Annotated in this window: 12 protein-coding genes and 1 tRNA gene; 11 read left to right on the forward strand and 2 right to left on the reverse strand. The window is 31.5% G+C overall.

Annotated features, from left to right (window positions below):
- The first annotated feature begins 26 nt into the window (after window positions 1-26).
- Both OM075_RS12195 and OM075_RS12200 read left to right on the forward strand, forming a co-directional pair.
- Entirely contained in the window at window positions 27-296 is a 270-nt protein-coding gene (locus tag OM075_RS12195) for a hypothetical protein (protein WP_301190799.1), read from the forward strand.
- A 380-nt stretch (window positions 297-676) separates the two neighbouring features.
- Entirely contained in the window at window positions 677-1783 is a 1107-nt protein-coding gene (locus OM075_RS12200) for a hypothetical protein (RefSeq protein WP_301190800.1), read from the forward strand.
- Window positions 1784-2545: 762 nt separating this feature from the next.
- On the opposite strand, the gene OM075_RS12205 is transcribed toward OM075_RS12200, so the two are convergent.
- Window positions 2546-2620 (reverse strand) — tRNA-Pro (locus OM075_RS12205).
- A 228-nt stretch (window positions 2621-2848) separates the two neighbouring features.
- Here OM075_RS12205 and OM075_RS12210 point away from each other — a divergent pair.
- From OM075_RS12210 to OM075_RS12245, 8 genes are all read left to right on the forward strand, one after another.
- The gene (locus OM075_RS12210) at window positions 2849-3436 is read left to right on the forward strand and encodes an RNA polymerase sigma-70 factor (protein WP_301190801.1); all 588 of its coding nucleotides are present in this window, start codon (window positions 2849-2851) and stop codon (window positions 3434-3436) included.
- A 93-nt stretch (window positions 3437-3529) separates the two neighbouring features.
- A complete protein-coding gene (locus tag OM075_RS12215; protein ID WP_301190802.1) occupies window positions 3530-3673 on the forward strand; it encodes a hypothetical protein in 144 nt (47 codons plus the stop codon).
- Window positions 3674-3708: 35 nt separating this feature from the next.
- Window positions 3709-4683 carry a FecR family protein gene (locus OM075_RS12220; protein ID WP_301190803.1) on the forward strand — a complete coding sequence of 325 codons (975 nt, stop codon included), beginning with the start codon at window positions 3709-3711 and terminating at the stop codon, window positions 4681-4683.
- Window positions 4684-4722: 39 nt separating this feature from the next.
- Window positions 4723-7383 (forward strand): TonB-dependent receptor, encoded by a 2661-nt coding sequence (locus tag OM075_RS12225; RefSeq protein WP_301190804.1) that lies wholly within the window; start codon window positions 4723-4725, stop codon window positions 7381-7383.
- 13 nt (window positions 7384-7396) lie between these two features.
- Window positions 7397-8383: a DUF4249 domain-containing protein gene (locus OM075_RS12230; RefSeq protein ID WP_301190805.1), complete on the forward strand. Its 987-nt coding sequence runs from the start codon at window positions 7397-7399 to the stop codon at window positions 8381-8383.
- Window positions 8384-8519: 136 nt separating this feature from the next.
- On the forward strand, window positions 8520-9515 hold the full coding sequence (trxB, locus tag OM075_RS12235; RefSeq protein WP_301190806.1) for a thioredoxin-disulfide reductase: 996 nt from the start codon (window positions 8520-8522) through the stop codon (window positions 9513-9515).
- Window positions 9516-9582: 67 nt separating this feature from the next.
- Window positions 9583-10500 carry a hypothetical protein gene (locus tag OM075_RS12240; RefSeq protein WP_301190807.1) on the forward strand — a complete coding sequence of 306 codons (918 nt, stop codon included), beginning with the start codon at window positions 9583-9585 and terminating at the stop codon, window positions 10498-10500.
- A 26-nt stretch (window positions 10501-10526) separates the two neighbouring features.
- Window positions 10527-11807 (forward strand): DUF8618 domain-containing protein, encoded by a 1281-nt coding sequence (locus OM075_RS12245; protein WP_301190808.1) that lies wholly within the window; start codon window positions 10527-10529, stop codon window positions 11805-11807.
- 60 nt (window positions 11808-11867) lie between these two features.
- On the opposite strand, the gene OM075_RS12250 is transcribed toward OM075_RS12245, so the two are convergent.
- Window positions 11868-13121 carry an aminotransferase class I/II-fold pyridoxal phosphate-dependent enzyme gene (locus OM075_RS12250; RefSeq protein WP_301190809.1) on the reverse strand — a complete coding sequence of 418 codons (1254 nt, stop codon included), beginning with the start codon at window positions 13119-13121 and terminating at the stop codon, window positions 11868-11870.
- 310 nt (window positions 13122-13431) lie between these two features.
- On the opposite strand from OM075_RS12250, the gene OM075_RS12255 reads away from it, so the two are divergent.
- Entirely contained in the window at window positions 13432-14244 is an 813-nt protein-coding gene (locus OM075_RS12255) for an outer membrane protein assembly factor BamD (RefSeq protein ID WP_301190810.1), read from the forward strand.
- Window positions 14245-14253 lie beyond the last annotated feature (9 nt).

Below are 14253 nucleotides of genomic sequence, written 5' to 3' on the forward strand. Positions count from 1 at the left end.
AAGTACTCATCATTACTTAACTAAAAATGAAACATTTTGAGGAGGATTTCCCTCATAGGTTAAAAGTAAAAACGAAAAAAGAATTTCGTCTTAAAAAAGCATTTGGATGTTATTATCCTGGATTAGTTGATATCCCCAGAAAATTCAATAATGTAAGAATTTCAAGAATTCAGAACTATATTGAAATGGGGGGTTGTCAGTATTGTTTTCCTCATGGAAGAGAAACATGCAACTCTACTATTTCAAAACAACGTAATAGAAACTGGAAAAGATATCGTAAAACAAGATGGAAATAATTTAAAAGGCATCAGTTATGGTGCCTTTTTATTTTTTATAATCAATGTACTTTCTTATACCGACTTCCTATTGCCATAAGGAAAAAAGAATAGCTATTAAATAAATAATAAAAATTTCTTAAATGCTAATATTAGATTTACTATTTTTGAAGCTGAAATATTAAAATAATTGTTGCGTCACTGACGCTTCTCCACAGAAAAACGACCAATTTTATACTGAGAAGGAGAAGTTAGAAAGTGAATGCACCTGATATGGGTGTGTTCCTTTCGCTTATTTGATCTTCTCGGGTGCTTGGTCGTACCTTCTGTGATTAGATATAGCAAAGGTTCATGCCCACCTTCATTTTTAGGGGTTCGTGAACCAATTAAGGAACAAGCCAATGACCAAGTTTCCAATTGTAGAACCTGAAGTAAATGATTATCTGAAAAGTCTTTCGAAAGAAGAAATTCATGAGGTAATAAATCATTTTCATGGTCGAAAACTCAAAATCAATCAGATTATTGAGATGTATAAACTGGAAAAAATTTCCATTAGTACATTTGTTAAAACACTTCCACCTGTTCAGCATCATGATTTGATTTGTCCGGAATGTAAAGTAGTATCTTGGAAAAATCATTTAGCCAGAAATTCAAAATCAGTTCCATTCTGTCCTAAATGTGGTGAAGATCTAATTTGTTACTTTAATTCGATTGAGTATCAAAGGAAAATGGAATTCCTTAAAGAACGAGAATTATGGCAGCAGAAAATGGATCCAGATTACTATGAACAGGAAATTTCTGTTACAAAAGAGAAGTTTGAAACCTTGAGTCTTTTTCAGAAGGTATTTCTCGGTAGTATTGTTCAAGCTATCGTAGAGGATGATTTGTTTACTATTAAAGGTAAACTCCTTAAAGAGTTTAAATTATTTCCTATTCCTGAAGAATTGAATGAACAATTAATAGAACTTGGTATAACCGAAGGCGATGACTTCACCGAATACAAATATAATATAGAAAAGGATGTTACCAAGGAGCTTTTAAATTGTGATAACAAATTAGGATCAACTTTAAAACAACAGCTAGAATTATGGCATGTGATTGCAAAAGCAGAATCTAAAGAATATTTAATTGGTGAAATGGAGTATAGTAATTTCCGATATCATCATGATAATAAATTTGAGGAGGTTTTTAGCATTTTATTCCAAAACCATTCAGTAGCACAAACATTTCATCTCATCAATAAATCCGTTGCTGATGCATGTAAATTGTATGCTCAAAGAGGGAATCGCTATTTATCCGAGAATTCTGTAATAGGAGCATGTGCTCGAATGGCCGATTACTACCCAACAAGAGGATGGCCAATATTAAATTATGAAAGAAGAAAGTATCATCAATCATTAATGAGTCAATATTTTTTTAATAGGCTTCTTAAAATTGGAAACAGAGGCTTTTATAATACTCCTACATTAGAATTGTTGTTGCATAATAATTTTAATATTATAGAATAGTTTGAATTGTTAAATCATAGACAAACAGAATAATGAAATTAGGTGACGATGAATAATTCGAAGAGTTTGAAAAACTAGATGTTTTAGTCGATGATTATTTAGATTATATTAATTCATTATTTAATACTCGCAATAAAAAGTTACTTATAAAACACGGTTTTGAATTTACTAAAGAATGTGATGGTTTTAAGGATTTTGTTTTAAAACGTAATGGATTTAACATAGAGGAGTATCGGGAGAAATATAAACTTTTTTGAATGATAATTAGTTCATAGTAGAAACAATTCGCCTCTTAAGGTGATGTATAATAATGGATTAAAATGGACATAAAATATATTATAAAGTACGTATATGGACAATGCTGTACTAAAGTGGATTACAATGGACATTACTGAAAATACGATTATTCAATTTTGGATCATTAATGATTGGTGCAATAGTTAATTTTTGCAGTAGTAAACTTTGAAGTAAACCTGTAAAATGCACATTAGTAAGTGTTTGAGTTCCGAAGTTTACGGGTTTACGAGTTTACGATAAAAAATAGGTATTTATAACAGCAATTATTGATTTTTTGATTCCAGTTTGATCTTGAATTAATGTTATAAAAGTATTGAACCTAAGAATTTATTGACTAGTATTTAAAATGATTATAAATTAAGTGAAATTTATGGTGCATAATGTTGTCTGAATTGTTGGCACTATGTTGGCACCAAATAAAAAATGACTTACAAATAAAATATGTAAGTCTCTGATAATTAAGTGTCGGGATGACAGGATTTGAACCTGCGACCCCTGGTCCCCCAGACCAGTGCGCTAACCGGGCTGCGCCACATCCCGTTCCAATGTGACTGCAAATATAAAAAATGGTTTTTAACTTTCATCTTATAATTTCATTTTAAAATATGATTAAAATGAAGTTTTATGATAAGCACTTATAAGCAACCATATTAAACAAATCCTGTCTGTATATCATATTTGAAGTTTTAAACTAAATTTTGACCTGTTGATAATTGTTTTTATTATTAGGTATAAAAATTGTTTAGTTTTGTAGGCAATTAATCATTTATGGACGATAAAGATCTTTTAAATAAACTTTCGAGCGGTGATGAAGCTGCCTTTGAGCAGATATTTATCTTATACTATCAACCATTAGTAGTCTTTGCTAATAAGTTGGTATATGATATGGATATGGCTCGGGATCTTGTTCAGGGGGTGATTGTACATTTTTATGAGAAGAGACAGGAAATACAGATACATACTTCACTTAAGGCTCATCTCTATCAGTCTGTACGCAACAGGTGTTTAAATCATTTAAAAAGGGAGCAGACTATCCGGAATCATCACTCATCATTGTTTGTTGAAAGTAAAGAGGCAGAAAGTGTTTTCCATGATATTATGGAAGAAACAGAATTGGAGCATCGAATCTTTCAAATTATAAAATCACTTCCCAAGCAATGTCAAAAGATCTTTGAGATGAGTCGGTTTCAAGGAAAAACAAATCAGGATATTGCAGATGAGTTATCTATTTCAAAGCGAACAGTTGAAACGCAGATAAGTAATGCCTTAAAAAAGATGCGTCAAAAATTAGCACCCTATATTGGAGCTATAGCTATATTTGCATTAATTAGTGCAGTGTATTTAGTATTTAGTTAAGAAACATTCTAAATACATTTTTCTTGAATTTTATTTACGTGTGAATTAAGTTAGGATTGTCATACTACTACAAAACCTGTAAAATTATTGACTATGGAATTTTTATTACAATTATTAGCTGAATTAATTAACCTTTCAGAAGAACCTGAAATGATGATAGAAAAAGGGTTTGAAGAAGTTGAAGTTGAGGGTGTTCCTGAACATGAAGAGTTTTTTAGTTTAATGCATTTTCATTAAAATTCATAGTTGATATTGCTTAAATATTTACTGTAGTGATTAATAAGAACGAAAATATACATCGAATTATAGTTGGATACTTGACCAATGATATTTCTGAGGAAGATTTGCTGACTCTTAATAACTGGAGAAATGCGTCTATTAAAAATCAGGAAGAATTTGATCATGTAAAATATCTATGGGAGAACAGCTCGTCTCTTAAGATGTTTTATGAAGTGGATGTGATGGATGATTTAGAAAAGGTAAAACGTTCTTTAAATCTGAATCATCAAACAAAAGGGAAAAAAGTTAGTTTAATGAGCAACATTCAAAGAGTGGCTGCCATTGTTCTTCCTTTTATCATTCTGAGTTCTATTGGATATTTATATTGGAATGTTCCTGGATTTGGACGATTAACAGCTTTTAAATCTCATAATAAAGTAGAAAAGGTTGTTCTGCCCGATAGTTCTGTAGTGTTATTAAATAAGAATAGTAAGATTGTTTATAATAATTCTATAGCAACACAGGAAACGAGAGATGTTTACTTATATGGAGAGGCATTTTTTGAAGTAGTTCATAATGATACTCGTTTTGTTGTAAATGTTAAGGATACTAAGGTTACAGTTCTTGGTACACAGTTTAATGTAAATCAACTTAAGGATAAATTATATGTATCAGTTGTTAGCGGTAAAGTTGGTGTTGATGCATATAAAAAACATGTAGAATTAACCAAAGGAGAAAGAGCTCTTGTGAGTAAAGGAAAATTACAGGAGGAAAATCTTTATCTCAATGATTTGTATTGGAAATCAGGTGTATTAAAGTTTGATCAAGCCTCATTAAAAGAGATTTGCATCGACTTGAAGAATGCTTTTCCAGAAATAAAAAAGATTGTAATATTGGGAAAAGAAGTAGATACCAAAGTTACTACTACTTTTGAAAATCAATCGTTAGAGGAGATCATTGAAGAGTTGGAAATACATTTTAATAAAAAAATTACATTTAATGATTCGGTTTTGACAATCTCTGATTAAATTCGCAAGAATTTATCGAAATTGTTATAAATCTGTTAAATGCCCCACACGAAGATTGTTAAATATATTTTAGTAATATTTTTATTAGCAGTTGCTCCTAAGTATATTTATGGACAAGCTTCGTTACTTGAAAAAGAAATTACAATTCCTAAAACTACCGGTTCAACAGTTGAAATATTAAAACTTATTGAACAAAGTATCGGAATCCCGTTTAGCTATAGCAATAAACTTTGTTTAAAAGATCATATTCAATTATCTGCAAATAGAAATTCCATTAAAGGTTTTATTTATGAAATTTTTAATGATTGCTCTTTCCAAATTTCTGAAAAGAAAAATAAAATAATTATAGTACCGGATACAAGTATTCCTCTGGTAAAAAAATATAATATCCATGGATTCGTCAATCGTTTAAAAGATAGTGAGTCGCTTATAGGAGCTTCTGTTTATAATTCTTTTAATTGGCAGGGAGTCAATACCAATAATTTCGGATACTATAATTTAGACTTAGAAGAAGGTGAGGTAGTACTAAATTGCTCCTATGTAGGATTTCAAAGTGTTCAGCATCGTTTTGAGTTAAAGAAAGACACTGTTATAAATTTTTTACTAAAGGAAAATACACTGATAAGTGAAATTCCTGTAGTGAGCTTTATTACACCTGAAGGGATTAATTCAACCCGAAATAGTACAATAAATGTACCTGTTGAACAAATACGAAAAGTACCATCTTTTTTAGGTGAAGTTGATGTAGCCAGAACGTTACAATTATTACCAGGTATAAATGGAGGAAGTGAGGGAGTAAGTGGTTTGTATGTACGAGGCGGAGGAGCCGATCAGAATTTGTTTTTGATTGATGATGTTCCTGTGTATAATATTTCACATTTACTGGGATTCTTTTCTGTGTTTAATGAAGATGCCATTAATAAAGTTACTATTACAAAAGGAGGATTTCCTGCACGATATGGTGGTCGTTTGTCTTCTGTTGTAGATGTAAGATTAAAGGATGGAAATAATGAAAGTATTCATGGTACTGCCAGTCTTGGAATGATGTCTTCTAAACTAGCTTTAAACGGCCCTTTGTATAAAGATAAAACAACGTTTAGTGTCTCTTTCAGAAGATCTTACTATGATTTAGTTTCTTATTTAATACGGCGCTCCAGCAATTCACGTACATCATTTTATTTTTATGATTCAAATGCAAAAGTTAGTCATAAAATTAATGATAAAAACAGACTTTATCTTAGTTTCTATGGAGGAAAGGATCGTGTTTATACTAAATATAATTTTAATAAAGTACGTAATCCCAATCAACCAGATGATGGAAATGAACAGATTGATGTCAATGATGAGAATTATTCAGGTTGGGGAAATACCGTTGCGTCATTAAGGTGGAATAAGATATACAATGATAAGATATTCTCTAATATTTCATTGGCATATAGTCAATATTCATATTCTGTTGGATTTGAAGAACATTTAATCACTAATGATGAAGACTGGAATTATTTCGAGCAGAAGTATTATAGTGGCATTAAGGATTACATGGCGAAAACAGATTTTGATTATTATTTAACGCCTAATCATCATGTTCGGTTTGGTGGTAACTATATTTTTCATACGTTTAATCCTGGAGCTGATTTAATTCGCGAATCCTATAATTCGGAAGTGGTTGTTGATTCTACAATCGGAGGTAATGATGTGTATGGTAATGAGTTTTATTTTTACTTAGAGGATGATTTTAATCTTACGCATAGTATTAAACTTAATGCCGGAATACATACTTCGCTTTATGGAATCAAAGATAAATTATATCATTCATGGCAACCTCGTTTATCTGTAAGATATTTAATGTTTCCTAAGTTTGCATTAAAGGGGTCTTTTTCAAAAATGACACAATATATTCATCTTCTAACTTCGTCGTCGGTTTCGTTACCAACTGATTTGTGGATCCCTGTTACCGAAAACATAAAACCTCAGCATGCAACACAGTATTCTGTGGGTGGTAAATTAGAGATAAACAAAGGCTTTGATTTGTCAGTAATTGGTTACTATAAGTATTATGATAATTTATTGGCCTATGGAGAAGAGTCGGCGTCGAATTTATATTCAAATATTATAGATAATAATCTTGTAGCAGGAAAAGGACAGTCAAAAGGAATAGAAATGTTAATCCATAAGAGAACCGGAAAGTTTACAGGTTGGGTAGGATATACATTAGCCAAATCCACTCAACGGTTTATTGAAATAAATGAAGGTCATAGTTTTCCTACAACAAATGATAGAAGACATGATATTGGGATTTTTGGAAATTATGTTTTGAATAATAAAATTGATTTTTCTGCAACTTGGTTGTTTGGATCAGGAAATACAGTAACTCTTCCGTCTCAAAAGTATTATAGTCCAGCCTTACCAACAAGTGGAGTAGGTGTAAATGATGGGTATTCGGAGTATATTTCTACTTACAATGGCTATAAAATGCCTGTTTTCCATCGTTTAGATGTAGGTGTAAATTTAAGAAAGAAGAATAGATTAGGGGAGCGAATATGGAGTATGGGAATTTATAATGTTTATGGACATCAGAATGCTTTTTCGCTATATTTTTCAAATGAGGAGGATGGTGCTGGTAATATAAACAGAGAGTTAAGACAATTGAGTATTTTTCCTTTTCCTTTACCTTACTTAAGATATACCTTAAGATTTTAATAGATTTGTATTGATGAGAAATCAAGAACATATAAAAGCCATTCAAGCTAAAATATTTAGCTCAAAACGTGTAATTTGTTATGCGTTAATGTTTTTGTGTGTTATGTGTTTTTTTTCGTGCGAAAAAAGTATTGATTATCAGATCGAAAATCAAAAATCAAGAGTTGTGGTATATGCTTTTCCTATGCCAGATAGTACATTCCAAATTCATGTTAGTAATACAACAGATATATTATCACAAAAAGAATTTGAGGAAATTGATCATGTTGCAATCCAATATAGGGTTAATAGTGAAAGTTTAATTACAACTAATTATCCTAAAGGAGAAGAGTGGTACTCAATAGGAGATGCAAATCTTCAGAGTAAGGATACTGTTAATTTACAATTGAACGTAAATGATAGTGTTGTGGTTGCTGCTCAAACTATAATACCTGAGCCAATTCAAATATTAATGGTTGATACATTGCGAGTATTGGAATATAATGAAGATGATGTGGAAGAGGAAATGCTTAAATGTGATCTGAGTATTTTTGATCCTGCTGGAGTTAATAATTTTTACCAGATCAGAGTTGATTCCTATACAATAACTGAAGAGAATGGTATTGAAAACAGAACTATAGAAACGGTTGATATACTTGAGAAAGATAAAGTTTTTATTTCGCAGGATTATGAAGCAACCTTACTTGCAGAAATTGATTACCAAAGTAGTTTCGACGATTATTTAATAAATGGTCAGTATTATGCCATTTCATTTTCAATACCCAATAGATATATTCTAAATGCCGGCATCGAAGAAAAACGGGTGTTGCATTTTTATTTGTACTCCCTTTCTCCTGAATACTACAAGTATATACGTTCTGTTTCAGAACAGGAAGCTTTTAGAGAAGATCCTTTTTATGAGCAATCCAATGTTTATACAAATATAACCAATGGATTAGGAGTGGTTGCCGGATTAGCTATGGATGTAGATTCTTTGACGATCTTTGATAATTTAAAATGAACTATTTTTAAATTTATAGGTTTCTATATTTTTAATAAAAATTATTTTTGTCATAACTTAAGAATGAATTAATTCGTAATTTGGCAAATTCTAAAGTATTCAAAAACAAAAAAAATTGAAATAAGATATATTAATTATGGCATTATTTGAAAAAATGGATTTAGGTGCGAGTGATGAAAATAAAAATACAGCATCTGAAGTTGAAAAAACAAAAGTGTTAATAATCGGATCTGGTCCTGCAGGATATACAGCTGCAATTTACGCAGCAAGAGCAAATTTAAGCCCTGTATTATACGAAGGAATGCAGCCTGGAGGTCAGTTAACAACAACTACTGAAGTTGAAAATTTCCCAGGTTACCCTGAAGGGATAACAGGTCCTGCTATGATGGAAGATCTTAAAAATCAAGCGTCACGTTTTGGAACAGATATTCGTTTTGGATATGCTACAGCTACTGATCTTTCTCAAAGACCGTTTAAAGTTACTGTTGATGGAAATAAAGTGATTGAAACAGAAGCTTTAATTATTGCTACTGGTGCAACAGCAAAATATTTGGGTTTAGAAGATGAGCAAAAGTATGCCGGCGGAGGAGTTTCTGCTTGTGCTACGTGTGATGGATTCTTCTATAGAGGAAAAGATGTTGCTGTTGTAGGTGGTGGAGATACTGCCTGTGAAGAAGCAATGTATTTAGCAGGATTGGCTAAAAAAGTATATTTAATTGTACGACGTGATGTGTTAAGAGCTTCAAAAGTAATGCAAGATCGTTTGTTGGCTACAGAAAATATTGAAGTACTTTGGAAACATCAAACCAAAGGGTTAACTGGAGATGGTGTTGTTGAAGGTGCCGTATTGGTAAAAAATAAAGGAGAAGAAAATGAAGAGGAAGTGAAAATTGCTATTGATGGTTTCTTCCTTGCTATTGGTCACTCTCCAAATTCTGAAATCTTTAAAGATTATCTTGATACGGATGAAGTAGGATATATTAAAACGATAAATGGTACTTCAAAAACTAATGTTCCAGGTGTATTTGCTTGTGGTGATGTAATGGATAATCAATATCGTCAAGCTGTTACAGCTGCAGGTTCCGGATGTAAGGCTGCAATTGATGCAGAACGCTTTTTAAGCGAAAATTAATAACTCAGAATTTTTAATTGATATATAAAGGAAGACCTTATCTTTGTGTGAGGTCTTCCTTTTTTTTATGAAATTGAATAATTCAAATATAGCATTCAGGTTTAATGCAGATTTTGTAAATGGCAGTAAGTCCATTAATTTAGCCGATTCTGAAATTCAGGTTTTATGGGTATCTGAACCTCTTCAAACTCTGGGTATGTTTAATTCACTATCAGGCAAAGACTGTGATTTTTGTGATCTGATAAAGAAAAATCCAGAAAATAGGCAGGATGTTATTCTTGCTAAGTATATCAATAAATCTATAAAACATTCCATCTTTCAGTCTTATTCTATTTTAGTAGATTTAAAGCATCATCGACATAAGGATATTGAAAAAGTAAAAGACATGCTTTTGATGGCCAATGATCACAAGAACATGGCTGTTTTATGCGATGGAATTTCCTATCCGGATGCAGAAAAAAAGCACTTTTATTTAAAGTTGGTGCACAGCAAATATTTTCCTCTGATTGATAGTATTGTTCATGGTAACAATTTGATGTCGTTTTTTGAAGGTGTTAAAGGGAGTGTATTTATACTGGACAAAAGTGTTCGGTCTGCAATTGTTTTAAAGGGTCAGGATCTGGAATGGATCTTTCATGTATATCTTGAAATAGAAAATATTCTGGGCAGGAGTTATTCGTTGTCAAAATATCCATTTATTAATTGTTTTACCTATAAACATGAAAAAGATTACTTTTTGGTAGTTTTTCCAAGAGTGGTGCATAAGCCAACTGAATATTATGACAGATCTTCATCGCAAATAAAAATTATCCCGGGAGTTTTTGAATTAATTGGTCTGTTTATCACTGGTGACAGGCTAAGTTTTCAAAATTTAAATAAAGACTCAATTAAGCGTATTTTTGAGCAAATTTCTTATAGCTTTACTAATCTGATGGAAATAATAACTCCGTTAAAACAAAAATTAAAAGAAGAATACAGCTCCTGAATATTAAAAAAATAATTAATCAGCTTATGAATTTACCGAATCTAGTCATTGATATTCTTAAAAGCGAAAGTGCTTTTATTTCTTTAGATGGAAAATATTTTTTGGGCGAAACGCAACGTCGTTTGTCTGGAGATTGGAGCATGTATGTTAAAGATGGTAAGATTTATCTTGAAAATGATAAGGAAATCATTATAGAGGACGAAGAAACCACTTTTATCCCCATGGAATGGTCGGATAGTTATTTTATAATAAAGGAAACGGGCAGTGTTGTTTCTGATAAAAACTATTTTAAAGGAGCTATAGAAGTTTCTATACAGGAGGGTGAAATAGTAGTTTCTAACAGGGTTGATGTTGACTTTTTTATTAGTAGTTTAATGGATAAGCATTTTGCTAATAATAAGCAATTGGAATTTTTAAAAGTAATGGCCATTGTTTATAGAAGCTATTTTTTAAAATTTAATAAAGAACTAAATAGTACGTCTTTAATATCAGATGGAAAACTTGGTGAACAATTGTTGTTTGTTAAAAATCTAATAAGCCCGAATCCGCAGCAATTAAAATTTCTATATAAAGGTATTTCACTTGTAGGAAATGAACTATCACGTCAGGCAGTTCAGGATACTGAAGGATTAGCTCTTTTTTGTAATAGTCATATAATGGCTTTACCATATACCTATTGCTGTGGTGGAATTACCGAAGGTGGTTTTTATAGAGGGGATAAAATTTTACGAGATAATTTACATATCAGGAATGATTATTCAAATGAAATGACCATCCCTGTTGGCAGCGAAACAGAATTGAAGAACTGGATATTTAAACCTGAAGAAAGTTTTTGTGGAACTAAGGATAAAGAATTAATACAAGGTTTAATTAGTGAAGATATTGGGGATAGAAACGAGTTATATCGTTGGAATAAAAGGATCAATGAAATAACTTTAATTGAAGTTTTACAAAGTATTTTTGATAAGGCTGTTAAGGAAGTTGTTGGAATAGTGATTCAGGAAAGGTCTGCTGCTGGTACAATAACAAAAATTGAAATACAGAGTGGTGAAGAGGTGTTGTTATTAGAGAAATATGATTTACTGTACTTTGCTTCGTTATTGGACCTACCAAGTTTAACCTTTGTTGTTAGTGAATCAGTAAAGGATAATATGGGGAAGAATGTTTTTAATTTTAATGGAGCAGGAAGAGGGCATAGAGCCGGTGTTTGTATGCTTGGAGCAATGGCCATGTCGGAGCAAGGGAAAACGATGCAAGAAATTATACATCATTATTATAAAGATATTTATATTGCAAAACAATATTAATAAAAAAGAGGCTACTTTTTTGAGTAGCCTCTTTTTTTTGTAATCTTTATGTAGTAGTGCTTATAAAATATTAGCGATTTTATCACTCTTATAAGCGCCAGCTTCTAGTTTTTCTTTAATCTCAGCAAAAGCTTTAATGGTGTAATCAACATCTTCTAACGTGTGAACAGCAGTAGGGATGATTCTTAACATTAATTGATCTTTTGGAATTACTGGGTAAACAACGATTGAACAGAAAATACTGTAGTTTTCTCTTAAATCCATTGTTAATTGAGTTGCTTCAGGAACTGAACCGTTTAAGAATACCGGAGTAACTGGAGATTCTGTTTTTCCTAAGTCAAATCCTGCTTCTTTAAGTCCTTTTTGTAAAGCATTAACAACTTTCCAAAGATTATCTTTTAACTCTGTTTGAGTTTTAAGTAATTCTAATCGTTTTAAGGCTCCAATAACTAAAGGCATTGGTAATGATTTGGCAAAAATCTGAGAACGTAAGTTATATCTTAAATAACTTACAACTTCTTCACTTGAAGCAACAAAAGCACCAATAGAAGCCATTGATTTAGCAAACGTACTGAATAAAACATCAACACCGTCTGTTACACCAAAGTGTTCTGCAGTACCAGCACCTGTTTTACCCATTGTACCAAAACCATGAGCATCATCCACTAATAAACGGAACTCAAATTTGTCTTTTAAAGCTACAATTTTATCTAATGCACCAAGGTCACCAGCCATACCAAAAACACCTTCGGTAATAACTAAGATACCTCCACCAGTTTCAGTTGCTCTTTTTCTGGCAAATTCAAGCATCTTTTCACAGCGAGCTATGTCATTATGAGGGAAAACAAAACTTTTTCCACCTTTAGCTTTGTGTAAAAAGATTCCATCCATAATACAAGCATGGGATTCAGAATCATATACGATAACATCATTTCTTGAAGCTAATGTATCAATGATAGAAACCATACCCTGATAACCAAAATTTAAAAGGTAAGAATCTTCTTTACCTACAAATTCAGCTAAGGCAGCCTCGAGTTCTTCGTGCTTACTCGTTTGACCAGACATCATACGAGCTCCCATAGGATAAGCTAATCCATATTCTGCAGCAGCATCAGCATCTGCTTTTCTTACTTCAGGATGGTTTGCTAGGCCTAGGTAATTATTTAAACTCCAAGTTAATACTTCTTTACCCCTAAAGGTCATTTTAGGGCTTATTTCTCCTTCTAATTTTGGAAACATAAAATAACCATGTGCATCTTTGCCGTACTGACCCAATGGTCCCATGGTTTTCTTTATCTTATCAAAAATATCCACGTTGTATATCTTTTATAAATTAATGGCGCAAAGGTAATATTTTTTAATAATCAACGAGGAATTCCATAACTTAAATTTAAAAGAGCATAAATTTTACGCAACTTTATCCTGGCTTGCTTGTTAACATTAATCAGTGAAATCCTTAAAATTGTGTTAATATGTAAATGGTGCATGCTAATCTTATGGTGGTTTCATATTAATATTTTATCTTTGCACGTTGTAAAATGAAAATGTAAAAATCTAATCGTTTATAATTCAATGTTAATTCATTGAAATTTAAATTGTTGATGTAAATAAATTATAAGTCTTAATGAAAAAGCTATTATTTGTTCTGGTAATAATTCCATTATTGATTAGTTGTAGTCAGTACCAAAAGTTATTAAAAAGTACTGATTATGAGTTGAAATATACTAAAGCAATGGAGTATTACGAAGCAGAAGATTTTATGCGTGCTGCTACTTTGTTTAATGAACTCCAGAGCATTTATAGAGGAACTGATAAATCTGAAATTATCAGTTTTACGTATTCAAAATGTTTGTATGGGTTAAGTGATTATATAATGGCTGGACATTATTTTCGTCAGTTCTACAAAACTTTCCCATCAAGTGATTATGCCGAAGAGTGTCAGTTTATGAGTGCATACTGTTATTATATGGTTTCACCTAAACCACGATTGGACCAAACAGATACTTATAATGCGATTAACGAATTTCAATTATTTATAAATTTATATCCTAAAAGTCCTAAGGTAGAAGAAGCCGAACGTTTAATTACTGAATTAAGAGATAAGTTAGTATACAAATCATACTTGTCGGCTAAGCTATATTTTAATTTAGGCAACTATATGGGTAATAATTATCAATCGGCTGTTATTGCTGCACAAAATAGTTTGAAAGAATTTCCGGATACAAAATATCGTGAGGAATTATCATTCTTAATTTTAGAAGCTAAATATATTCAGGCCGAAAATAGTGTGCTTGAAAAGAAAGAAGATAGAATGAGGGAAGCTATTGATGAGTATTATTCGTTCATTAATGAATTTCCTAAAAGTGATTATATGGATAAGGCAGTGAAAATTTTTGAACATGCCTCCAAAGAAGTTAAATTTGAAGAAGTAAATTAGAATAATAAT

The sequence above is a fragment of the Plebeiibacterium sediminum genome (assembly GCF_026013605.1).
Taxonomy (GTDB): Bacteria; Bacteroidota; Bacteroidia; order Bacteroidales; family Marinilabiliaceae; genus Saccharicrinis; species Saccharicrinis sediminus.